This window comes from Acinetobacter sp. AR_0276, assembly GCF_003000705.1.
Classification (GTDB): domain Bacteria; phylum Pseudomonadota; class Gammaproteobacteria; order Pseudomonadales; family Moraxellaceae; genus Acinetobacter; species Acinetobacter nosocomialis.
On record NZ_PSQO01000004.1, the window covers coordinates 1,448,116 to 1,471,026 of the forward strand.

At 37.7% G+C, this 22,911-nt stretch carries 22 protein-coding genes and 2 pseudogenes; 7 read left to right on the top strand and 17 right to left on the bottom strand.

Going from position 1 to position 22,911, the window contains the following annotated elements:
- Positions 1 to 4: 4 nt before the first annotated feature.
- The 9 genes and pseudogenes from CSB87_RS07765 to ispH form a co-directional block, all read right to left on the bottom strand.
- On the bottom strand, positions 5 to 430 hold the full coding sequence (locus CSB87_RS07765) for a type IV pilin protein (protein WP_017392607.1): 426 nt from the start codon (positions 428 to 430) through the stop codon (positions 5 to 7).
- Complete coding sequence (locus CSB87_RS07770) at positions 427 to 909, bottom strand: type IV pilin protein (RefSeq protein WP_004884685.1); 483 nt, start codon at positions 907 to 909, stop codon at positions 427 to 429. The genes CSB87_RS07765 and CSB87_RS07770 overlap by 4 nt, the downstream gene beginning before the upstream one ends.
- A 12-nt stretch (positions 910 to 921) precedes the next feature.
- Positions 922 to 3,891, bottom strand: a pseudogene (locus CSB87_RS07775) (PilC/PilY family type IV pilus protein); the annotation flags it as partial.
- Positions 3,892 to 4,920: 1,029 nt separating this feature from the next.
- Positions 4,921 to 5,106: pseudogene (locus CSB87_RS20255) on the bottom strand (hypothetical protein); the annotation flags it as partial.
- Complete coding sequence (locus CSB87_RS07780) at positions 5,106 to 5,921, bottom strand: PilX N-terminal domain-containing pilus assembly protein (protein WP_004711686.1); 816 nt, start codon at positions 5,919 to 5,921, stop codon at positions 5,106 to 5,108. The pseudogene CSB87_RS20255 and the gene CSB87_RS07780, both read right to left, overlap by 1 nt.
- Positions 5,918 to 6,916 (bottom strand): PilW family protein, encoded by a 999-nt coding sequence (locus tag CSB87_RS07785; RefSeq protein ID WP_031953425.1) that lies wholly within the window; start codon positions 6,914 to 6,916, stop codon positions 5,918 to 5,920. The genes CSB87_RS07780 and CSB87_RS07785 overlap by 4 nt, the downstream gene beginning before the upstream one ends.
- Positions 6,916 to 7,476, bottom strand: a complete 561-nt coding sequence (gene pilV, locus CSB87_RS07790; RefSeq protein WP_079377028.1) for a type IV pilus modification protein PilV — start codon at positions 7,474 to 7,476, stop codon at positions 6,916 to 6,918. Before pilV ends, CSB87_RS07785 begins: the two co-directional genes overlap by 1 nt.
- Positions 7,470 to 7,943, bottom strand: coding sequence for a pilus assembly FimT family protein (locus CSB87_RS07795; protein ID WP_016803890.1), 474 nt, complete (start codon positions 7,941 to 7,943; stop codon positions 7,470 to 7,472). Before CSB87_RS07795 ends, pilV begins: the two co-directional genes overlap by 7 nt.
- A gap of 168 nt (positions 7,944 to 8,111) precedes the next feature.
- Entirely contained in the window at positions 8,112 to 9,062 is a 951-nt protein-coding gene (ispH, locus tag CSB87_RS07800; protein WP_002051768.1) for a 4-hydroxy-3-methylbut-2-enyl diphosphate reductase, read from the bottom strand.
- A 122-nt stretch (positions 9,063 to 9,184) separates the two neighbouring features.
- Here ispH and gmk point away from each other — a divergent pair, with 122 nt between their 5' ends.
- The 7 genes from gmk to bfr all read left to right on the top strand — a co-directional run bounded on the left by gmk (position 9,185) and on the right by bfr (position 14,107).
- Positions 9,185 to 9,814, top strand: coding sequence for a guanylate kinase (gene gmk, locus CSB87_RS07805; RefSeq protein ID WP_002051739.1), 630 nt, complete (start codon positions 9,185 to 9,187; stop codon positions 9,812 to 9,814).
- Positions 9,815 to 9,886: 72 nt separating this feature from the next.
- The gene (rpoZ, locus tag CSB87_RS07810) at positions 9,887 to 10,165 is read left to right on the top strand and encodes a DNA-directed RNA polymerase subunit omega (protein WP_000135049.1); all 279 of its coding nucleotides are present in this window, start codon (positions 9,887 to 9,889) and stop codon (positions 10,163 to 10,165) included.
- Positions 10,166 to 10,203: 38 nt separating this feature from the next.
- Positions 10,204 to 10,335 (top strand): hypothetical protein, encoded by a 132-nt coding sequence (locus CSB87_RS07815; protein ID WP_102990545.1) that lies wholly within the window; start codon positions 10,204 to 10,206, stop codon positions 10,333 to 10,335.
- A gap of 39 nt (positions 10,336 to 10,374) precedes the next feature.
- Entirely contained in the window at positions 10,375 to 12,480 is a 2,106-nt protein-coding gene (locus CSB87_RS07820) for a RelA/SpoT family protein (protein ID WP_004711681.1), read from the top strand.
- Between the two features lie 121 nt (positions 12,481 to 12,601).
- On the top strand, positions 12,602 to 12,985 hold the full coding sequence (locus tag CSB87_RS07825) for a RidA family protein (protein ID WP_002051728.1): 384 nt from the start codon (positions 12,602 to 12,604) through the stop codon (positions 12,983 to 12,985).
- A gap of 219 nt (positions 12,986 to 13,204) precedes the next feature.
- Entirely contained in the window at positions 13,205 to 13,399 is a 195-nt protein-coding gene (locus tag CSB87_RS07830) for a bacterioferritin-associated ferredoxin (protein WP_000289091.1), read from the top strand.
- 243 nt (positions 13,400 to 13,642) lie between these two features.
- On the top strand, positions 13,643 to 14,107 hold the full coding sequence (gene bfr, locus CSB87_RS07835) for a heteropolymeric bacterioferritin subunit Bfr (RefSeq protein ID WP_000678123.1): 465 nt from the start codon (positions 13,643 to 13,645) through the stop codon (positions 14,105 to 14,107).
- 40 nt (positions 14,108 to 14,147) lie between these two features.
- Here bfr and CSB87_RS07840 read toward each other — a convergent pair whose 3' ends face one another.
- The 8 genes from CSB87_RS07840 to CSB87_RS07875 all read right to left on the bottom strand — a co-directional run bounded on the left by CSB87_RS07840 (position 14,148) and on the right by CSB87_RS07875 (position 22,881).
- Positions 14,148 to 15,776: a PglL family O-oligosaccharyltransferase gene (locus CSB87_RS07840; RefSeq protein ID WP_031953426.1), complete on the bottom strand. Its 1,629-nt coding sequence runs from the start codon at positions 15,774 to 15,776 to the stop codon at positions 14,148 to 14,150.
- A gap of 110 nt (positions 15,777 to 15,886) precedes the next feature.
- Positions 15,887 to 17,197 carry an O-antigen ligase family protein gene (locus CSB87_RS07845; RefSeq protein WP_031953427.1) on the bottom strand — a complete coding sequence of 437 codons (1,311 nt, stop codon included), beginning with the start codon at positions 17,195 to 17,197 and terminating at the stop codon, positions 15,887 to 15,889.
- A 53-nt stretch (positions 17,198 to 17,250) separates the two neighbouring features.
- Entirely contained in the window at positions 17,251 to 17,679 is a 429-nt protein-coding gene (locus CSB87_RS07850; RefSeq protein WP_031953428.1) for a pilin, read from the bottom strand.
- Between the two features lie 339 nt (positions 17,680 to 18,018).
- Positions 18,019 to 18,579 (bottom strand): TPM domain-containing protein, encoded by a 561-nt coding sequence (locus CSB87_RS07855; protein ID WP_031953429.1) that lies wholly within the window; start codon positions 18,577 to 18,579, stop codon positions 18,019 to 18,021.
- On the bottom strand, positions 18,573 to 19,655 hold the full coding sequence (locus CSB87_RS07860; protein ID WP_004884716.1) for a TPM domain-containing protein: 1,083 nt from the start codon (positions 19,653 to 19,655) through the stop codon (positions 18,573 to 18,575). The genes CSB87_RS07855 and CSB87_RS07860 overlap by 7 nt, the downstream gene beginning before the upstream one ends.
- 21 nt (positions 19,656 to 19,676) lie before the next feature.
- Positions 19,677 to 20,267: a LemA family protein gene (locus CSB87_RS07865; RefSeq protein WP_002051712.1), complete on the bottom strand. Its 591-nt coding sequence runs from the start codon at positions 20,265 to 20,267 to the stop codon at positions 19,677 to 19,679.
- Positions 20,268 to 20,398: 131 nt separating this feature from the next.
- Positions 20,399 to 21,286, bottom strand: coding sequence for a metal-dependent hydrolase (locus CSB87_RS07870; protein WP_031953430.1), 888 nt, complete (start codon positions 21,284 to 21,286; stop codon positions 20,399 to 20,401).
- A 173-nt stretch (positions 21,287 to 21,459) separates the two neighbouring features.
- Positions 21,460 to 22,881 (bottom strand): glutamate synthase subunit beta, encoded by a 1,422-nt coding sequence (locus CSB87_RS07875; protein ID WP_002051782.1) that lies wholly within the window; start codon positions 22,879 to 22,881, stop codon positions 21,460 to 21,462.
- Positions 22,882 to 22,911: the final 30 nt, after the last annotated feature.

The window sequence follows — 22,911 nt, forward strand, 5'->3', positions numbered from 1 at the left end:
TAAATTACTCTGTCCAACTTGATGAAGCCGATAGTGCACAATCTGTAGCACCTTTTGCCCAAAATTTTTGCCCTTGATCATTTAAGCAAATAATTCCATCACCCGCTTGTGAAGTATTAGCGATTGGTGTTGCCGTAAGCACCCATGTCGAATCGTTTAAAGTAGTAAAAGCTAAAGTATATAAAGCTTTGCCCTGAAGAGGACTCACATTAGAGCCATAAATTGATTGTATAGTTGCATTTGAGGGATAACGGTTATTCACCATCTTTTGAGACTCTAAAGTTTGTGCAATATTCATCATTTCAGATTGAACGGCTGTACGATTCCCTTTACGAACATATTGTAAATACGATGGAGTAGCTATCGCTACCAAAATTGCAATAATTGCTACCACAACCATAATTTCTATCAGTGTAAAACCATTCTTCACTGCCAACTCTCACTATTTGCTTCACATGTGTTACATGTAGTTGTTCCACCACAATCATTATCAACAGCAGTAGCTGTTAAGCTCTGGCAACGTAAACCTGAGTTTTTAGCAATAAAATTAAGATTTCTGGAATCTGTAGTAGTCGCTCTAATCACCCATGTCTGCCCATTCGCAGCAGAACTCGTTAATAAATTACCAGCAGTCGTATCATCAGTGATCTGAATCGTATACCCCCCACGAGTTAACGTTACAGAGGTTGTGGTAAATCCCCTATAGGTAAAATTTCTAGACTTATGCTGCTCCAATCGCTCAGCTAATTTTAAAATCTCACTCTTAGCGGCAGATGCGGTAGCTCTACGGGCATAACTTTGATAAGAAGGAACAGCAATAGCAACAAGAATAGCTAAAGTAAGAAGAGTGACCATAAGTTCAATCAGAGTAAAACCCCGATTGAACTTCAAATTATAGTATTTACTCATAAACCATCCCTTTTAGCGATACCGCTCATACCAGCGTGCAGGGATCAAATAGCTTGTGCATTGCCACTGCCCTGTTCCTTGCTCATTACCAGATAGCTTTAATTTTCCACAACTGTTTTGCGGAGATGGATTATCTTCACTAGGCACAAAAGTAATATTGCGAACCCCTGAACCAATTACATTTAGGTTCTTTGTTCCATCTGTTCCAAAACCACTATTATCTTCCTTATTATGATTAATCGATCCATCAGTATTCAGACACACTCCAAATGGTAGACAATAAGTTTGTCGATCTGTTTCACCTACTACACGTGGTAAACAAGGGTCTGACGCAACAATACCCGTTCCTTGAGGATCATAGACAGGAACGATTAAATTACCTGTAATTGCTATTGGTTCTTCAAAGGCTTTCATTCCCCCTTTAATACGGAAGCTATTATCAGCTTTTTCAGTACCATTGCTCGTACTAGAAAGTGATCGGTACCAACCTGCTTGACCTATACCCGTACTTGGAAAGAAAACTTGCCCTACGCTCGTTTCGCCTGCTCTTAATATTTGTGGGTTTTTCCGCAGATTTGAGCGAATAAGATCCTTAGTTTCAAGCTGACTATCACTTAACGACATTAAATTCTTTTTGATAAAGTCTCTATCAATAATTCCATAAACATTATTTACAGGTCGACCACTAAGCGCCGTACTAGGAGACATACCTTCCCGGCCAATAATTGGATAAACATCTAGTGGTGTACTTCGATCACCAGAAGCGATACCAACCGTAATAAATGAGCGAACACCATAATCATGAATTGTTACGGTAGGCGGCTCATAAAAACGAGGGGCATTTCCACCTGTGTAATCATTTCCACTATCATTTGTTGTATCGTTTGTTGCCAGATTTGCCAATCTCACAACTCTTATACCGAAACTACTATAAGTCGAGTTAGTTTGAGTCTGATTATTATTAAGATCTACACGAAAGACTTGTCCACCTAAATCGCCAAAATACAAATGATCTACTAAGCCATCACCATCTCGGTCCAAAGTACTAATACGGCTAACAATACTATGCTTCATATTAGCGTTATCATTATTGGAACCTGTATCACTGGCCCACCATAAACGCTCTCCGGTTTTAGCATCGATAATATAGACAGCATTTCCTTTTGCCTTACCATTGCTAAAGCATGAGTCACTCAACGTGATATTTGGTTTCTCATAGCATTGATCATAACCACCACCAACAATCATGACACGTCTAATCGCACCGTTATAACGAATATTTGCAAGTACAGGCTTAGACCAACTTTGCCCCATACGGCTATAGTCAGATTGATCTGCACCTATTCTAAACATTAATTGTGGGGAACTTGGATTTAATACATTTAATCCATAATAGCTACTGCCCCCCATACGCATTCCACCATAAATATTCATTTGTTTAGCAGTAACTTTTGATACTGCTGAACTACCTGAACCTGTAGTAGTAATGTTATATGCTGGATCCGATACCCATGCTCCATCCATACCTTGAGCAGGGGCTGTTGAATCACTTTGCCCTACCACTAAAGCTTTAGACGCTACCGTATCATTTAATATATCGGCTGGGATAAATACCATTTGCTCAACCCCAGAAGAGGCATCTACGATATGCAATCCTCCTTCCATACTTCCGTAAAGAATAGATTGCTCACGTGCACTGGTTAAATTTCCATTTTGATCTAAAGTACCACTATAAGTCAGCTGTACCGGAAAAGAGTGGATACTCCCGCCCATCGATAAATAAGGGGCATTTGATGTGGTTAATGTGCTTGGTAGAGCTGTCGCCGTAATATCTGTCGGATAACCCAAGTAATTTAATAATTTTAATTTCAAGCTCACAGGAAATGCCTTCAAAACATCTTGTCCCGTAGAGCTATTAAATTTTCCTAGCACATAACTTGCAGTATTAGCCGCTGTATCAAAAGGATTTGTATTTACAGCAGGTGCAGCAGGAATTTTCAGTAAGTTAGTATTTGTAGTTGATATTTTAGTTAAACTACCATCTGTAGCCACGGTAGAAACATCAGTAAAAAGATTTCGGATTTTATTTTTTGCTGCATAATAATATTTAGTAATATTACCTTGAGAATTTACCTCTTCTGGCTGACCTAAAGTTGGTAATGGTACATTGCTATAGGCTCCTCCTAAGAAAACTTTTCCGCCATCATTATAGCTAGAGCTATTCCAATAATCTTTTGTACCACTACGGAATGCTCCATTTGTATCATAGACCAGTCCACCAGAGTTCGCTTCAAATGCACCAGCATTTGAACCAGATAAAACCACATGATATTTTTTTAAGTTACCTCGCCAAGTCAGATAAGCATTTGCCGGATCTGGCTCAAAAGCCCGTAAATAACCATATTCCTGTAGATTTTTAGGATTCAATGCATCATAAGGTACAGAAATCGCACCAGTAGTAAGAGGCTCTAAAGGCACCTTCCCTAAGTTATTAATAAATGCAATTACGCTATCGGTTACTCCCTGCGCACTTTGGGTAGGAAAAAATCCACCATTACCATAACCTGGGGCAGATACAGCATTTGTTCCCTGATTCGGAGAACATGCATCATCTCCACTTCTATCTATTTGAGTACGAGAACTCATTTTACAAGCGTTCTTCGCATCTGTAGTGCTCAAGGCATTTAATGCTGAACCAAAACCAACAAAAGCAGTTTGTATAGATACATTAGCTGGGTTTGTAGCATTATTAGCATCACTTTGAATTACCCCGCCATTAAATAAGGCCTTAGCGAAGTTACTCATATAATCCCAGTTTGTACCACCGCTCAGTCCACCACTATTACTAAACGAGCTAAGGTTCAATGCAGAGGCTAAAACAGAAGAGTTTACGTTATTCGTTGGTTCACCATCAGACAAAATATAAACCCCTTGTCCATCACAACTTTGACGCTGACTAACGGGAGGTAATGGTGATTTATATGTAGTGTAGTTGGTATCTGGATCTTTTGAACTTTGAACGGAGCTATTAAATCCACTATAACTGTTTGTACCTAAAATTGTTTTAGTTTGATAGACACATGTACCAGCCACTGTATTAACTGTACATTGCGTATCATAGGTATCTGTTGTTGGATTAGTTAAAGAAGCCGCACTCCAAGTAGTACATCCATTAGAGTTATATGCTGTACAGCTTTGATAATTAGGTGTTGAACTGGTTACTTTAGTTTCACTATAAGTAGTTTTATAGTAATAGGTCGTTGTAGGATAAAACCATCCAGTCGTTTTATAATAATAAGTGGTGTAAGTCGTTATATTTCCATTTGTTGAGCTTGTAGTATTACTACTATAGTTAGATAAATTAGACTGGCTTGGAATTGTGGTCGGCGTATATGTACACTTTGTATTATCTGTTGAACCACTAGCTGAAGTATTACCACAGGCATAGTAAACGGTTTGTGACGTCTGAGTTAAAACTGGATAATATTTAAAATACATTGCCACATTTGCTGTAGTCGAGCTTAATGTTCGTGTTCCCATTAAGTAAGCTGCTGCCTCAGCATAAGCATTAGCAGTAGGCGTTCCTCCACTTGCTTCTAATCCAGCTACAGCATTTTTTAATGCAACTCTTTGTGCAGATCCTACAACGCCCAAATTTGCTGCTGGAACCAAAATTTCTCCGCTACTGCCATCACCAGTAGTACCACTACTGTATGTAGAGAAATGCCCCAATCCAACACTTACATTATTAAATATCGGGTTATTATTTTCTAAAAAAGAAAACATACCATCTTTTAGGCGCGTTAACCGGTCATAACAACGATAACTATTATCTGCCTGTTTCTCACATCCGGTTGCTAAATTAGTTACTTTGCTATTAGTGGTATTTGAGGAAACCCCGCAATAATACCGACGATAACTAGGAGTAGTTGTTGAGTTTACATAAGTAGTTGAACAACTTGTAATACCGTAATCATCATAAATACTATAACCGGACTGGATCGTACGCCCCATTGATCCAGAAGTATCTAGCATCATAACAATTGTTTTTTTACCTGCTGTAGGTGAGGCATAAATTTGTAAATCACTTGCCTGCACTACAGAACTTGACATAAGCCATGTAAATGTCATCGAAGTTGAATAGATGGCATACCATAATTTATTTGGTTTGAAATGTAGTTTCATGATATTCCCCATTATGAACCTGGCGCCATAGTTTCAGTAAGCTTATTGGTATAGTTAAATTCTTGAATCTGAGTACTAAAAGGTACGTTATGATTTGCCAAACAATCAGCTAACGTTTGTTTATTACTTAATGAGCTATCAAAGTTATCGCTGATCTTGGCACTATTTGTACTCAAACAATCTGCTTGCAAAGTTTGCATTGAGGTAGAAGCATAAGCAGGTAAAAAAGAAGTTGAAATCACTCGAATGCGTTGTGTAGAAAGCATACTCTTTGGTAAAGCAGTACCTTCAGACGCATTTGTTCCGCGTGGTAAATTTGAACCTGGAACATCATTAACGGCATCTGTTGGAATGCTTACAGCAATTTGTGTAACGACAGCTTGACGATTACTTCCATAATCAGTGGTCAGGTCACAAAAGCCAGCCACTCCTCCATCCTCTACCACGGCATTGTTAGCAGTTCCTGCTCGCAGTAAACTCGCATCTCGGGTTTGGGCAAAACTTACAGTGGTCGAAACTGGCTTATAGCAAAAATTATATTCCGATCCAGGATGACTTTCATTTTCTTTGAGTGCTGCTCCTAACACATTACTAATATTTGTAAGCGTCGTTGGATCCATCTGGGTGATGAGCTGTATAGGAGTATCAGAAGATTGAAAATTTAATTGACCAATTTGGCTATTTGTTGCAACTTTCAAAGAAACAATAGCCACCCTGATGGCTAAAACCCCCACAGCAATAACAATTAACAAAATAATAAGCACAACAATAAGCGTCGCACCTTTTTGATGATGTTGGACTATATATTTGCTTCTCAAATGGGTCATAGTTTTTCCCCCATTGCATTACGTAAAGCAATTGTTGTGCTATAAACGCGTCGTAAGAATCGTGTACTTGTATCTGAGGCATGTACTGTTTGATCTAACATTACAAAAGTTTGATTAGGATCGACTGCTTTGTTTTGAGCATTATTGGTAGAACGTGCTAATACAGAAATTTGTATGGATAAGATACGCGGAGCTAATTGTGTAGGGGTCGCATCTCTTGCAGCTTGTGCAGCCACTCGATATTGGGGAATAGTGTAATAAGCAAAATTACCAGCTGCATTTTTCGCGCCTAATAGAACATGAAAATGATCAATACGTGGCAATATAATTTGACCCGCATCTCCAAACCCATCAACTGATGTTGGTTGAGCTGTAGGTGTGGTAGAAGGTGTATTTGCATCACATGCTAGTGCATAATCTTGTTGTGAACTCCCATTATTATCGAGACGTAAAAAATAGCGCTCTACAACAAAATCGCCCGCCAAAACATTTATACCTTCACAATTTGTCATATTAGAAGGAGCAATAAATTGAATAGTAAGCTGATCACTCTGTATAGTTGCATTTGAACTGTTCTGTATATTTGAAAGGCCTTTCCACTGGTTATTTAAGGTACTTACTGTATCGCCTGCACCACGGCTTAATAAAGCATCTGCGATATAGGCGTTAGTCCCCGTATTAGGCACAAAATTTACATTGTTATTATTGGTAGCAGTAGAACCGGTTAACACTATCCCTCCCCAAGGAGTAGTATCATTTAACTGAGGATTTATAATATTTCCATAATTGACAAGTCGTATGTCACGTACAATATAATCCAGACCAAAAATACCACTATCTTGTATTTCAGCATTCGCTTTTTGTAGACGACTTGATAAAATTCCACCTATAAACAATTGAGTAGCAGCTGCAACAAGAATTAAACCTAAAGCCAAAGCAACCATAAGTTCAATTAAGGTAAATCCTTGCTGCTTTTCTAAAAATGATCGATTCATCAATATGTCTCCATCATTAAACACTTAGAATTAGAGACATAAATTCCACTACTAGTGATGCAATTTGATACATCTACAGTTGATGTACTCCCACTTGTACTCGTTACTGGTAAAGTTTTTCCCCAAAAAGCGAATAAACATTGCCTTTGTAAAGTCATAGTTGAAGTAACGCCTGGACAATTTGTCATTGTAATTTTGATACCCAGCTGATCTGCATTTTTTGCTGTTTGATATGCGTCAAATTGAGCAAGCTGTGAAGGCGTACACGGCGTATTAAAGCAGGAAGTCGGAGCCACTGTAGTTGATGAAAAATTACTATAACTACGCACAAATGCTGGATATTGACCAGCTTGAACACTATTTGTGCGAATATTTTCAGCTAACCCCCTCATGACTATCATCGCCTGAGATTTAGTTAATGCTTCTGAAGATGCATCCATTGCCCTAATCTGAAGTGCTACATAACCAAGCACTCCTATTGCAAGTAGAATTAAAGCGACTAAAACTTCTATTAAACCAACACCTGCTTGAGCTTTTAGATTGTTTAAATGCATTAGCATGTCTCCTCAGCTTTAAAAACCAAAGCTCCAAGTTTTGTAAGTATAAAATTTTTCTTTTTATTTATTCTTGAATTACAAATAGATATAAGTGCATCCTGAGTAATATTACTCACAACTCCATTTGCATTAAATGTTAAAGTAGTGATAGCTAAAGAACTTTGGGTATTATCAGCAGCTATATTTTTTAGCGTTAGGGTGTTGTTAGAAGTAGGTTGCCAATTTAATAAAGTGGCAGTATTAGAAGCCGCTGAATTCAAATTAACTGAAACATTCTGACGACCAAGCACAGCCTGACTTTTCGCCTCAGATAGAGTACTAATTAAATCTCTTTGATTAGTATCTAATCGTTTACTTTCTAATAAATTTGACATAGACGGCGCAGCCATCATTGCAATAATAGCCATGACTGCAATTGTTACGATGAGTTCCACTAAGGTGAACCCTTCTTGCGGAGTAATTCCCCTCATCCCCATAACCCCAAATAAATTTAAAACTTTTTATTTCTATATAAATTTTACGTTCTACTTTTACAAAACGAATACAAACCAGATAAAGGGTATAAAAAAACAGATAACCGTCATTTGACAATCATCTGTTTAAATTTTTTAAAATCAGTATGTTAAACAAGTCACATTTTATGCTTGAGTCACATGAATACGTAACTCTTTAGGAAGACTAAAAGTAATATTTTCTTCACGCCCTTCTAACTCTTTAGGTGCTTGGGCTCCCCAATCCTGTAAACGTTGAATCACTTGTTTAATTAAAATTTCTGGAGCAGAAGCGCCTGCTGTAACGCCAATTTTACAAGTATCATTGAACCATGATTGTTCAAGCTGATCGGCGTTATCTACTAGATAAGCCGCTTTGCCCATACGTTCAGCAAGCTCTCGTAAACGATTCGAATTTGATGAATTAGGTGATCCAACAACTAATACGACATCGCATTTTTCAGCTAAATCACGTACGGCATCTTGTCTATTTTGAGTTGCATAACAAATATCATCTTTGCGTGGCCCTTGAATTTTAGGGAACTTCGCACGCAAAGCATCAATGACTTTTGCAGTATCATCAATAGATAAAGTCGTTTGTGTAACAAAAGCTAATTTTTCTGGATGTCTGACTTCAAGCGCTGCTACATCGGCTTCATCTTCGACCAAATAAATGTCACCGCCTTTTAATTTGTCATATTGCCCCATTGTTCCTTCCACTTCTGGGTGCCCTTCATGACCAATTAAAATCGCTTCTGTACCTTCACGGGCATATTTAGTCACTTCAATATGCACTTTCGTAACAAGCGGACAAGTCGCATCAAAAACTTTGAGACCTCGACGCTCTGCTTCTTGCTGAACCGCTTTTGAAACTCCGTGCGCACTGAAAATTACAATAGAATCATCTGGCACTTGATCCAGCTCATCAACGAAAACAGCCCCTCTTTGACGTAAGTCATCTACCACAAATTTATTGTGTACAACTTCATGACGCACATAAATAGGTGGATTAAAACATTCCAAAGCCCGATTGACGATTGCTATGGCTCGATCAACACCGGCACAAAAACCACGCGGATTAGCTAACACAATTTCCATAACAGCCTCAAAATTAATAAAACAGGGGAAGTTCTCGTAAATATTTGCAGTTAAAACTATTCAGTTTAAACGCACGGTACACTACAATAGCGAAGATATTTTATCATATCAGGAAAAATATCATGTCGGGTCTATTGTTTGTCGTTTCTGCTGCATCAGGAACGGGCAAAACATCTTTGGTGAAAGCCCTACTTGACCGTGTGAGCAATTTACATGTTTCAGTTTCGCATACTACCCGAGGTCAACGACCAGGTGAGTTAGATGGTGTTCACTATCATTTCACAACAAAAGATGTCTTTTTAGACCAAGTAAATCAAGGTGGATTTATTGAATACGCTGAAGTATTTGGTAACTACTACGGCACTTCTCAAGCAACTGTTAAACAACAATTAGCTCAAGGGCATGATGTCTTGCTTGAAATTGACTGGCAAGGTGCTGAGCAAGTACGTAAACTCTTTCCTGAATCTAAACAGATCTTTATTTTACCACCTACTCAATTCGATTTACGTCAACGGTTATCTAACCGTGGCACAGACTCGGTGGAAGTTATCGAACATCGCTTAAGCTGTGCTGTGGAAGACATGCAACACTATGTAAATTTTGATTACATTATTATTAATGATGACTTTAATAAAGCACTTCATGAGCTTGAAGCAGTAATTACTGCAAACCGATTAGTGTTATCTCAACAAGCAAATAGACACCAAGCATTAATTCAGGACTTGATTACTCCTCAACCAAAACAGGAATAACTTGAGTCTAGAACGAAAGCCTTTTATACTATTTAGTCTGTTCAAATTTACCATTCCAAAACGAGAACTTTTATGGCACGCGTCACCGTTGAAGATTGTTTAGATCATGTAGACAACCGTTTTGAGCTTGTGCTCGTTGCAAGTAAACGTGCTCGTCAATTGGCACGTCAAGGCATGGAGCCAACTGTAGAATGGGATAACGACAAACCAACAGTTGTTGCTTTACGCGAAATCGCTGTAGGTCACGTAACGAAAGAAATTCTTAAACAACGTGAGCAAGATTATCAAACTTCTAGTCTTGATCTTGCCCTTTCTACAAACAGTTTAAATTTAGAAGGTTTTTCTTTCTAATTACTCCTGTTTCTATAAAAAACCATCGTTTCTTTGCGATGGTTTTTTATTTGGCTTCTTTATATTTAAAAACATATTGGCAAAAGCAATTATTTTCATTGAAAAAAAAATACACTTTTTCAAACGAAAAAATTGACAAGTTCCGCAATATGCTTTTCATTAAGAAGTAGATAGATTTAGTTTTTTAAGTAACAGAAAAAGGGTGGTCTATGCCAGGCGAAGAGGTCAGCCAAGCCAAGCAACAGCTCAAATTAATTATCGAACCTTACTTATCAGTAAGTGAAGTCGAGAAAGTGCTTGCTGCCTGTGATTTTGGAGATCTGGCACACACTGGTATTACCCGTAAAAGTGGTGAACCTTATATTCTGCATCCTATTGCTGTCAGCTGTATTTTAGCTAATATGCGTTTAGATCCGGAAACTTTAATGGCAGCGCTCTTACATGACGTCATTGAAGATACTCAATATACCAAAGATGATATTATTGAGCGCTTCGGGCAAACAGTTGCAGAACTCGTTGATGGCGTAACTAAGCTAAGCCAGTCAAGCGATAAAGAATATAATAAAGCCGCATCTTTCAGAAAAATTCTGCAAGCAACCTTACAAGATCCACGCGTTATTATTATTAAATTAGCTGATCGCTATCATAATATGACCACATTGGGTGCTCTGCGTCCCGATAAACGTGCTCGTATCGCGCAAGAAACTTTTGATATTTTTGTACCTATGGCAAGATTAGTCGGCATGAATGAGATGGCTGATAATCTTGAAAATTTATGTTATCAAAATCTTGATTTAGATATGTTTGATAACGTTCAAAATGCTTTACTTCAAACCAAACCCGAACGATGTAAATATCAAAGTATTTGGGAACAAAATCTTGCAGAGCTTCTGCACAACTATCACATTCAAGGTCGCATTAAAAAGAAAAATAATAATATTGAGTTATTACGCCATTTCGTTAAAAACGAAATGGATTTACAAGAGCTGACTCATAGTCATGCTTTTGAAATCGTTTTACAGTCTATTGCTGACTGCGACCGCTTAGTGGCAGCATTAAAAGAAAATTTCCAAGTCATCCAATATCAAGATCATATCCGCCGTCCACTACCTGGCGGGAATCAGTCTTTACTGATCAAGCTCAAAGGCGAAAAAACTACGCTATCACTCACCATCCAAACTGAATTGATGCGTAAAGCTGCCCGTTTTGGTGTGGTATTAGGTGAAAATGCTCCACAAACTTGTCGCTCTGCCATTCAGGCATCAATGCAAAATTTAAATACACTCATTGATAGTGAATGCGCTAAGACAACTTTTAACGATTTACTTGATTATCTACATCAAGAAAAAATTTGGGTCTATACCCCACATGGTCAATTACATGAATTACCACAAGGTGCAACAGTAGTTGATTTTGCCTATTCAGCTAGTCTTTTCTTGGGTAACCATGCGGTAGGTGCTAAAGTTGATGGTGAAATTAAGCCACTTTCAACCCCCCTAGTCAGTGGACAAGTTATTGAGATTATTACTGATGTTTTAGCAACACCAAATCCAGATTGGCTTAGCTTTATTAATACTCAGAAAGCTCGTCGTGCTTTACAACACGTGCTCAAAGATCAAGATATTGAAGAACAACGCTTAGTGGGTGCCCAAGCACTTTCACGCGCTTTGAAACTCTTTAATCGTTCAATCAACGACCTTTCAGATGCAGATTGGCTAGATCTTTTACAATGGCGTCATATTGACAATAAAAATGCATTATTTGAGCAAATTGCAGTTGGAGATTTACTTCCTCAACTTGTAGCCAACCATTTGTTTGCAAATGATAAACATCCACAAGTAGAAAATTCGGACCGATTAATTCAAGGTACTGAAGGTATCGATGTTAAATATGCTCACTGCTGTAACCCAATTTTAGGCGATTTAATTCAAGGTCATTTAACACGTCGTGGCCTAATTGTGCATCGTATTCGTTGTCATAATTTACTTCATGAACAACATCTACACCCAGAAAATATTATGCCACTTCAATGGAAAGCAGATGATGTAGATGATGTACGATTTACGGCCTACCTTGCGATTTATATGGCAATGAATGATGAACAGGTATCAGATCTCATCTATCAATGCCGTAAAAATAATGCGGGGGTGGAAATGGTGCATTCCAATGAGCAACGTACTTTCGTCAATATTGTAGTCAACAATCGTAAACATATTGCGAAAGTCATTCGTGATTTACGAATGCACTATGGATTCCCACGTATTGAGCGTTTGGATGCCCCTGCTCCACAAGCAGAAGTTTCTAAAGTCAGCTAAAAATTGTTCTACTTTACTAAAATCTAACTTTCCATAAGCACCTAATTAATTAAATCGATGATACTTTTGTCAAAACCTATCATCGATTATGATGGAAAAAGATTTAATCAAGGAGAACCAAATGTCCCGCCAAGTCATTCATACTGAAAATGCCCCTGCTGCTATCGGCACATATTCTCAAGCTATTTTAGTAGGTAACACACTCTATCTATCAGGGCAAATTGGTTTAGACCCTTACAGTATGGAACTTGTAGACGGTATTGAAGCTCAAATCCGCCGTGTATTCGATAATCTCAAAGCTGTATGTGAAGCTGCGGGTGGCTCACTTGCAGATATTGCAAAGCTCAACATCTTCCTTACTGATTTATCTAATTTCCAGCTTGTAAACCAAATTATGGGCGAATATTTTGCTCAGCCATACCCAGCTCGTGCAGCACTTGGGGTAGCAAGTCTACCTAAAGGCGCATTAGTAGAAATGGATGGAATTGTAATTATTAATCAATAAGATAAATATTTAAGGAAAAAATAATCCTTAAATATTTAGTTCTAAAATTAGATACCGCTATGCTTAGAAATCTAAACAACCATTAGATTTCCGCTTAGGCGGTATTTTTTTATCCAAAATCCCAATAAAGATAAATGAGATTTTAAATGAATTTCATTGACAAACGATAATAATTATCAATAATATCAATTATCGCATTTATATTTGGGGATTACTCCCATGTACGTTTGCTTGTGTCGTGGCATTACCGATCAGGATATTAAAGACGCTATTGAAAATGGCGCTGAAAGCTATCGTGAAATTCGCGATTTGCTTGACCTCGGTACTTGCTGTGGACGCTGTGCACCAGAAGCACGTGCTATTATTAGTGAAGAATTAGCAGAAATTGCTGCGCGCATTTCTGTAGCTGCATAATAAAAATTAGTATTTAACAGTAAATTATTGACTCCTCCACCGCTTTTGCGGAACGTTAATTGTTCCTCATTCAAGCGGTTTTTTTTGGAAGGAAATTCAGCTTTACCAATATTGTGTTGTTTTTGATTGCGATTTTCATTTGCTGTTCTATAAATTACTCGCCATATCTGTGAATGTTCACTAAAATGAATTCATAGATTGCCTTAATTGGATTAAGGCAGAAATTGTTTTGGAGTAGCTACAATGAAAGGCAATCGTGATGTAATCAATCAGCTTAACCAAGTGCTGTATCATCATTTAACTGCAATTAACCAATACTTTTTACACTCTCGCATGTTTAATGACTGGGGAATTGAACAACTCGGTTCTGCTGAATATAAAGAATCAATTCGTCAAATGAAGCATGCCGACAAGATTATTGAACGTATCTTATTTTTAGAAGGACTTCCTAATCTTCAACATCTAGGTAAATTGTATATTGGTCAGCATACAGAAGAAGTTCTGCAATGTGATATTCGCAAAGTGAAAGAAAACATTGAAGCTATTCAAAAAGCAGTTGCATTAGCTGAAACAGAACAAGACTATGTAACACGTGATTTGGTACAAGAAATCTTAGAAAAAGAGGAAGAATATTGGGATTGGTTAGATACTCAAATTGATCTTATTGGTAGTGTGGGTATTGAGAATTATATCCAGAGCCAAATGTAATTTCTCATAAAAAAATCCCCTTGAATACAAGGGGATTTTTTTATTTATCTTTTAATAATTGCGGCAGTGTTATTTGCTGTCCATAAAGGTGCTGCAAAATAAATATTTGTCGCTCTGCCTGATCTATTTTTCCATTATAAGCAAGTAACTGAGCATATTTACGTAAATTATAGGGGGTTGCTTTGTTCTTCACAAAATTTCCCCATTGAATTAACTCTGCTTCAGATAAAGTTACATGAGGATTAAGCGCAATCCACTTTAAACGCTGCTCAAATTGGGTTAGAACAAAAATCTGGTCACTTCCCATAAGCTCGGCATTTGGCTGCTTATTTTTAAATAGTAAATTACTATTCATGACATATACGTTGTAATCACGCCAAATTGCGATCATAAGTATTAAGCTAACACCCCAAATTAAATGCAGAAGATGTTTACCTAGTACAAAACCTTTCAGTATTGGAGTCTGTGCTTGAATTACACCCAATAAAAAGCCACAAGTCAGCAAGAAATAAGCATAACGCTGCGGAAATTCTAACATGGCATGAATAAGTACTGTACAGACCATCATCACTGCAATAATCGAAATTGTTTCTTTCGCTTGTTGATTTAACCAAAATAACCAACATGTAAAGTAAGCAATAATCACGATACCAATTGGAATACCATTCCAAATAATAAGATCTAGCAACACATTGTGAGCGCTAGTCGTCCATTCTGCTGTTGGGAAAAGAGCATAAGCAGACATTTGAGCAACACTAGTTTGATTCCACCCATATCCCAACCAAGGATGTTGCTGTACAGCGAGTACCATTTGCGTCCAGATATTAAAACGCAAATAACCCGAGCTTGCCCGTTCAGCCAAGCTACTCGCCTGAGTTATATCTGTATGCGACCATGCCTCAATTAAGCTTGTAAGAAATGGTAAAACTAAGCCCGCCATGAGGAAAAAGCCAGCACACCATAATAAGCCTTGAAAAAGTCCAAAACGCTTCGGTTTGTTAAATTGCTTAATGGTCCAATAGATGAGTAAAAACGGAAAAACAATCCAAGAGGTTCTTGATTGGCTCAGAACAACTGCAAATAAAATAGTTAGTGCTGATGGCAAGAGTAACCAAACTGAAGCCTTGTTCTTTTCATATAAATATAAGCACCCTAATAACCCCATAATGAGAAAGGTTGCCATATTATTGGGTTGGCCAAAGTTACCGTATGGACGATTACCAATCAAATGCAACATATGTGCAAAATGCGTATCAATATTTAACCATTGGCAAACTGCAATAAAGCTAGTTGCAACTGAAACAATAACGGCAAGCAGGCTAAACCCTGTAAAAATTTGGTCCCGCTGCTGATAATCTAATGACAGGTTATAGCCAGCCACAACCATAAACCAAAAACCTAATAAGTAAAGTGAACTTAACAAAGCTGTACTAAAATCAAAAACCAGACCAAAAACCCACTGTAGCACTGGAATTAAAATAAATGGCAATAGTAATAATTGTGCCCGCGGAATTTTTATATTTTGATAAAAAAGTGCAGCAATGACACTCAGACCTGCCGCAAAGGTACTCATTTCACTAGAAAACATCACCCAAGGGTTATAGTGAAATGGAGATAGCCATGCAAAACCTAACAGGATTGCTGCGAGGAATAAAAAGAATACTTGCATAGTGACAGGTTACAGACCAAAAACTTGAGAAGAATTATACATGGAAGCTTTAAAAAGAAATGTAATAAAGCTAGCGCATCTTAGTCGAACTATAGTATCCCCAAGATAAATTATGGAATCTGGGTAGTTGGAATTAGATGTTCAGTTCCGCCATATTCCCAAAAGTTTGGAGCCATTCTTCCCACATAACTGCTGCATCCCCAACACATTAAATCTTGCCCTAAATAAGTTATTGTAATGTATAAAAATAAAGCCCCCCATAAGCTGATAAGTACTTTGGTAGACAAAAAAGAAAATTGAGAACTAGAAGTTACTTTCCTTTGAGAAAATGCAAAAGCTATAAAAAATATACAAGCGATTTGTGAAGTTGGATATACCATGCTACCAGAGAACATTGCATCAATTAAAATTGCAGCAACACCAGCTTTTGCAATGGGTAAACTTCCCTTATTCAAAAATAATTTTACTAGTTGATAAGTCATCCAAACTAGAAATATATATCCAATCGCTCCCCATTCAAAAATTAATCTTAAATAAAGATTATGTATATGATGGCCATATTGATATTGGATTCTAGATAAATATCCCCCTCCCACTCCACTAAAGGGATGCTGTTTCCATTGCTCAAATACAAAATGCCACATTTCGGCACGTAAAGATGTACCTGATCGCATTACAGTCATCGTATTTTTATCTGCAAAATAAGCTGTACCTTTATAAACTATAAAAGCTGAAAATATATACAAAAATATTTTTAGAACCAATCTACGATTTTCTTTTGATAAAAGGAAAAATATTATTAGACCAGTTATGATTGCAAACAAAGCAGAACGTGCACCATCAAAAAACCAGGCTAGAGAAAAAAAGAAAATTGTGATTGGATAGAAATAATCGATATGAGGATATTTGTTATTTTTTAAAAAAATCAGGAAGAAAAATAGAGGAACAATAACGCTATCATAGATCCGAATCGTGCCCGAGTTAAACTGCCAGTCATACCATTGTTTAGTAGAAATAAATTTAATGATAGAAATAAGAATAAATGAACATGGAATTAATGCTGAAACTATAATCAAAGCTATGACATGTTGTAGATAAGTTTTACCTTTTAACTCAAATACTAAAATAGATAATATAAATAATAATGCTATGGCTGACCATAATTCTTGAAACTGGAAGATATTCCAATTTATTTGTTGAATCGATATTAATATTGCAATAATAAAAAAAGTAATTTTAGTGTAAATCGAATATTCTATTTTTTTTGTAAAGATTAGGCTTAATAACGCATACAAGGCTAGAGGAAATTGTAATAAGCGGAGTTCATCGTATTGTGAACTAGACCATCCTATTTGATATCCCATTAAAGCAATAATGAGATAAATTCCCATTAATAATAAAATAATATTCTTTTTTAGCATATTTATTTTTTCAAAAAAAAGAGAGGATTGACCTCTCTTTTTTATTTCTAAAATTACGATGCTACAAATGATTGAGGAAGTAATTCAACTGGTGTATCTGTACCACTATTCTTTGTTAGAATACCTGTTTCACTTACATTCATTACAATCTTTGTAGATGTAAGTTTATTTGATACACCTGATGATTTAAATGTATAAGTAATAGTACAGTTCGGAGCAGATCCACCAATCTCCGCATCACCATATTTCCCACTTACTTTATCAGCTGCTGTCACTGCAGTAGCACCACCTGCAAAACAAGTTCCAGCTTGTAAATTAGTATTAATTGTCGTTTTCAAACCATCTGCTAAAGTAAATGCTTCAGATGCTTGAGATTTAGCAATATAGTTTTGATAAGCAGGAATCGCGATCGCTGCCAAAATACCAATAATCGCTACAACGATCATAAGTTCAATTAATGTAAAACCTTTTTGTGCATTCATAGCCTTTTCCCCAAAGATTGTATGTATGTTTTTATATAAGCTTTTTGAGCTATAGAATATATTGCAGCAACCATGCCAACTTTTATTTTTATTAAAAAACAAAAGCTTATAAGTATTTTAAATTTATTCGAAATGCTAAAGCAGTAAATAAGTGACAAAAATTGTCACTATAATTTTTTTAGAATTAAATCACTAATAAAAATTTCTTCACAGCCTACTTCTTTTTTTTACCTTTTAATGTGACAAAAATCTCTTTAAAAATACATGATTAGATGACATTTTTTGTCAGTCAGTTTATTGTCCAAATTTTTTAAAACAGCTAGAGTTTGTGTAGATAATTTAATTAATAATGATAGGTGCATTACCCAATTCATTATTCTGATCTGGCATATTTTCATCGTAAAACCGAGACATCACATCACCAATTTGCTGAACCCCAATCACTATAGCTTGTAGATACTGCTTTTGTTTAAGCTGCTGCACAATAGACTCACAAATCTGTTGCCATACCTGCTCAGTCGTCGCGCTTCGAATACCACGATCAAATATAATTTCTACTGTGCGTTCACATAAATTTAAATAGAGCAGTACACCGCTATTAAGTTCAGTATCCCAAACCCCAAGTTCTGCAAATAATTGCTGCGCCCTTAAGCGCGTGTTCTGCCTATATGCTTGTGAACAAGGAATATGCCCTTCTATAACGACCTGTATTTCACCAACATGACCAAGTTCTGCTTTTTGAACCGCTTCAGTAATAGCTTGTTTATCCCTTTTACTAAAATAGCGGCTACTAGCAGGAAAATAGCAAAGATGCTTAAACCAACGTTTTAAACTTGGCTCTACATATTCCTCAATTTTTGGTTGAGTAATAATTTGTGTTGTTTCTGATGTTGTTACCATGACCCTGAAGCACCTCCACCACCAAAACGACCTCCACCGCCGCCATAACCGCCGCCGCCACCACCGAAGCCGCCTCCGCGTCCACCCCCACCAGAACCACTTAAAATAGCCTGTAAAATAAGTTGGGCAATTGAGGTAATGAGTAAAAAGAAAATACCAAATCCAAGTAATAAACTAGTGACCAAGCCAGCACCGTTTACAAAGCCTGCTACCGCGGCAGCAACACCTGCTGTAGAAGCACTAAGAGGTCGACCAACAATAAACGAGCCTACAATTCCGGCAATAAGAATAAACAACGCCATTGTCAAAGTAGTTTGTTTGGCTTGTTGTTCTTCGGCAGCCTGATGTTGGCGCTCTTTTAAATCTTGAGCAGCTTGCTGAGCAACTTCCGGATCTAGATTTAAAATCCTTCCGATTTCATCAAGACCAGCGTTTAAGCCTTGGGCATATTGAGCTTGTTTAAAATAAGGTGTAATTTGATTTCGAATAATTCGACTTGCCACAATATCAGGCAATACGCCTTCTAAACCATATCCAGTCAAAATTTGTATTCTATGATCATTAATAGCAACTGCGATAAGTAAACCATTATCTCGTTTACTCGAACCAAGTTGCCATTTTTCGCCGACACGTAAAGCGTAATCAAATATATCTTCTTGGCCTGTGGTCGGTACAATCACAATACCTATTTGTGCCTTACCTTGCTGGTATAGATTTAAAATTTTCTGATTGAGTTGCTGCTTTTCAGCTTCACTCAAAATATTGGCTTGATCAATAACAGGCTGATTTAATGTTGGTAAACCGCGAATTGATTCACCATCAGCCATGTCATTCGCAACCTGAGCTTGAGACGCGGCACTTGAAGCAGCCTGCTCATTGATTTTAGGTTTCGATGCTTGAGCTTGCTGCTGTTGAATAATTTTACCTGCCACCACAGTATCAGTTTCATCTGTAGCAGTGGCAATATTATTCTCACTCCAAGCCGCACTCTGAAACAGAACACTGCAGCAGAGCACTATTAAGGTAATAACAAACACCTTAATTTGCTTAAACTGAAGCAATATAGTATTTCTCATGCGGCTCTTCCTTGATTTAAATTAATCGAAAGAAACTTTTGGAGCCTGCTGAGCCGATGCTTCTGCAGAGAAATTAGCTTTTGGATGCATACCAATCACTTTCGCTGTTACAGCTTGTGGGAACTGACGGACATAAGAGTTATAGTCTTGAACAGTTGTAATATAACGATTACGTGCCACAGCAATTCGGTTTTCTGTACCCTCAAGCTGAACCTGTAATTCTTGGAATTGGGTATTGGCTTTTAAGTCTGGGTAATTTTCTGAAACAGCAATCAGTCGAGATAATGCACCAGTTAACTGGCTTTGCGCTTGTTGATATTTTTCAAGTAATGCTGGGTCTTCCAATACTTCTTTATCGACCTTCAAACCTGCTACATTTGCGCGTGCCTGAGTTACTTCAGTTAATACTTGCTCTTCGTGCTTAGCATAACCTTTAACTACGTTTACAAGATTTGGTACTAAATCTGATCGACGTTGATATTGGTTCTGTACCTCAGACCAAGCCGCTGTTACAGCCTCATCTTTGACCTGTAAAGTATTATAGCCACAGCCGGAAAATAGTAAGGTGCTTGCAAGTGTTGTCGCGATTACAAGTTGTTTAAACGTTTTCATCGTCACTTTATCCTCAAGTTTTTCTTTATATTTTTAACCTCTTGTCTCGATTGTATGATGAATTTGGCATTATTGTGTTGCTTTTATTTTATAGATTTAAAAAAACCGGATCTTTAAATCCGGTTTTTATTCTAGCTTGGCGTTAACTTTGTTTCTTCTTGGAAACTTGTCATTTGATATTCATCCGCCAAATAACTCTTCCAGTAATCGACCATCTGCCCATAGTTTTTTTGACTCGGATGAAAGTCTTTTCTGTAATAAGCAAAATATTCAGGTGTCAGTTGTATAATCATTTTAACAAGCAAATACACACCAAAAATATTTCCGCCCATTTTAGGCAAGCTTTTCCATTTATCTTGCCAAAATAATCGCGTCGTACCATAGAAAGCAAGACTCGCAAATCCCGTAGTAACACTACGCATGAGTAAACGGCGAATACGATCATCTCCATAGACATGTTGGTACACATCAAATGCAACTGAACGATGCTCGATTTCCTCAATAGCATGCCAGACCCAAAGCTTTAGCGCATCTTGGTCCAAAGTTTTTAATAATTCAGGATGCTGTAAAATATATCCTCCAAGCAAAGCCGTAAAATGCTCAAATGCACATGTCAATGCCAGCTGTAGCTTAGGAGAAATTGTTCTTAAATATTTATCACGCTCATTCAACCAAGCTTGAAAACGATCCAGATTATAATCATCACGGCGCCAAGCCTCATTAAATTCACCATGCGCTTTCGAGTGCATCGCTTCTTGTCCAATAAAAGCTGCAATTTGTGCCTGCAATTGGGGATCGGAAACTTTGTCACGTACATTACGCACGCTATTTACAAAAAACTGTTCTCCTACGGGAAATGTTGAAGAGAGTGCAGTTAAAAAATGGGACATTAAAGGCGAATTTGCAAAATAATAGCGCTTGATTGCTTGAGGATTAAACTCAAGGCGACGCACTGTAATACCCAACGCTTTTCGACGATTTAAATATGATTTTTCTGCCGTCATACCTGCGATGTTCATGCTCAACACCTACTGTAGTGAAGAAGGAAGCTTTGAGTATCTCTTGCAACTAAGGGGCTAAAAAGGGCAAAAAAGCTTATTATATTTGCCAAAAACGTCAAACTGATTAACGGTAAAAAATAAAGCCTGCATATAGCAGGCTTTATCAAAAACTTTAGTAATGATTTTTTAGATTAAACACCAAGATAATCTAAAATACCTTCAGCAGCTTGGCGACCTTCCCAAATAGCTGTAACTACAAGATCTGAACCACGCACCATATCACCACCAGCAAAGATTTTCGGGTTTGATGTCTGGAATTTAAATTCTTGGTGCTCTGGTGCAACTACACGACCTGAACCATCAAGATTAATATTCACATTACCAAACCAGTCTGCTGGACTTGGACGGAAACCAAACGCGAGTAAAACTGCATCTGCCGGTAAAATTTCTTCCGAACCCGGAATTGGCTCAGGGCTACGGCGGCCACGACTATCTGGTTCACCCATCTGCGTCGTTACCACTTTTACGCCTGTCACTTTGCCATTCTCACCAACAATTTCGATTGGTTGGCGGTTAAACAAGAACTTTACGCCTTCTTCATACGCATTTTTTACTTCACGTGCAGAACCTGGCATATTGCTTTCATCACGGCGATATGCACAAGTTACATCATGAGCACCTTGACGCAATGAAGTACGGTTACAGTCCATTGCGGTATCACCACCACCAAGAACAATAACTTTTTTACCGTCTAAGCTAATGTATTCACTTGGATCTTTTTCCCAACCTTGGCAACGATTCACGTTAGAGATCAAGAAATCTAGCGCATCATAAACACCATCAAGATCTTCACCCGGGAAACCACCTTTCATGTAGGTATAAGTTCCCATTCCCATGAATACTGCATCATATTCAGCAAGTAATTCATCAATCGTGACATCTTTACCAATTTCAGTATTTAAGCGGAATTCAATCCCCATACCTGTGAAAATTTCACGGCGGCGCTTCATGACATCCTTTTCCATTTTGAATTCTGGAATACCAAATGTCAGTAAGCCACCAATTTCAGGACGCTTATCGAATACAACTGGCTTAACACCACCGCGGGCTAAAATGTCGGCACAACCTAGCCCTGCTGGACCTGCACCAATGATCGCAACTTTTTTACCTGTCCACTTTACATGGGACATGTCTGGGCGCCAACCCAAAGCAAAAGCGGTGTCATTAATATATTTTTCAGCATTCCCAATAGTTACTGCACCAAAACCATCATTTAAGGTACAAGCACCTTCACACAAACGGTCCTGCGGACACACACGACCACATACCTCAGGTAAAGTGTTCGTTTGATGGCAAAGCTCAGCAGCCTGGAAAATTTGTCCTTCAGCAATGAGTTTTAACCAGTTTGGAATGTAGTTATGTACAGGACATTTCCATTCGCAATATGGGTTACCACAACCTAAACAACGGTGTGTCTGATTAGTGACAGTTTCCGAAGTAAAAGGTTTATAAATTTCCACAAATTCTGCTTTGCGGACAGTAATATCTTTTTTCTCTGGATCTTGACGTGGTACATCCAGAAATTGAAAGTCATTATTTAGGCGTTCTGCCATGTCTCTCTCCGTGGGTAGGCGCGGATTTCC

Bases quoted from the DNA above. Each gene is read 5' to 3' on its own strand.
- CSB87_RS07770 (WP_004884685.1), bottom strand. From the start codon at position 909: ATGAGTAAATACTATAATTTGAAGTTCAATCGGGGTTTTACTCTGATT.
- CSB87_RS07780 (WP_004711686.1), bottom strand. From the start codon at position 5,921: ATGACCCATTTGAGAAGCAAATATATAGTCCAACATCATCAAAAAGGT.
- CSB87_RS07785 (WP_031953425.1), bottom strand. From the start codon at position 6,916: ATGAATCGATCATTTTTAGAAAAGCAGCAAGGATTTACCTTAATTGAA.
- pilV (WP_079377028.1), bottom strand. From the start codon at position 7,476: ATGCTAATGCATTTAAACAATCTAAAAGCTCAAGCAGGTGTTGGTTTA.
- CSB87_RS07795 (WP_016803890.1), bottom strand. From the start codon at position 7,943: ATGAGGGGAATTACTCCGCAAGAAGGGTTCACCTTAGTGGAACTCATC.
- ispH (WP_002051768.1), bottom strand. From the start codon at position 9,062: ATGGAAATTGTGTTAGCTAATCCGCGTGGTTTTTGTGCCGGTGTTGAT.
- gmk (WP_002051739.1), top strand. From the start codon at position 9,185: ATGTCGGGTCTATTGTTTGTCGTTTCTGCTGCATCAGGAACGGGCAAA.
- rpoZ (WP_000135049.1), top strand. From the start codon at position 9,887: ATGGCACGCGTCACCGTTGAAGATTGTTTAGATCATGTAGACAACCGT.
- CSB87_RS07815 (WP_102990545.1), top strand. From the start codon at position 10,204: ATGGTTTTTTATTTGGCTTCTTTATATTTAAAAACATATTGGCAAAAG.
- CSB87_RS07820 (WP_004711681.1), top strand. From the start codon at position 10,375: ATGCCAGGCGAAGAGGTCAGCCAAGCCAAGCAACAGCTCAAATTAATT.
- CSB87_RS07825 (WP_002051728.1), top strand. From the start codon at position 12,602: ATGTCCCGCCAAGTCATTCATACTGAAAATGCCCCTGCTGCTATCGGC.
- CSB87_RS07830 (WP_000289091.1), top strand. From the start codon at position 13,205: ATGTACGTTTGCTTGTGTCGTGGCATTACCGATCAGGATATTAAAGAC.
- bfr (WP_000678123.1), top strand. From the start codon at position 13,643: ATGAAAGGCAATCGTGATGTAATCAATCAGCTTAACCAAGTGCTGTAT.
- CSB87_RS07840 (WP_031953426.1), bottom strand. From the start codon at position 15,776: ATGCAAGTATTCTTTTTATTCCTCGCAGCAATCCTGTTAGGTTTTGCA.
- CSB87_RS07845 (WP_031953427.1), bottom strand. From the start codon at position 17,197: ATGCTAAAAAAGAATATTATTTTATTATTAATGGGAATTTATCTCATT.
- CSB87_RS07850 (WP_031953428.1), bottom strand. From the start codon at position 17,679: ATGAATGCACAAAAAGGTTTTACATTAATTGAACTTATGATCGTTGTA.
- CSB87_RS07855 (WP_031953429.1), bottom strand. From the start codon at position 18,579: ATGGTAACAACATCAGAAACAACACAAATTATTACTCAACCAAAAATT.
- CSB87_RS07860 (WP_004884716.1), bottom strand. From the start codon at position 19,655: ATGAGAAATACTATATTGCTTCAGTTTAAGCAAATTAAGGTGTTTGTT.
- CSB87_RS07865 (WP_002051712.1), bottom strand. From the start codon at position 20,267: ATGAAAACGTTTAAACAACTTGTAATCGCGACAACACTTGCAAGCACC.
- CSB87_RS07870 (WP_031953430.1), bottom strand. From the start codon at position 21,286: ATGAACATCGCAGGTATGACGGCAGAAAAATCATATTTAAATCGTCGA.
- CSB87_RS07875 (WP_002051782.1), bottom strand. From the start codon at position 22,881: ATGGCAGAACGCCTAAATAATGACTTTCAATTTCTGGATGTACCACGT.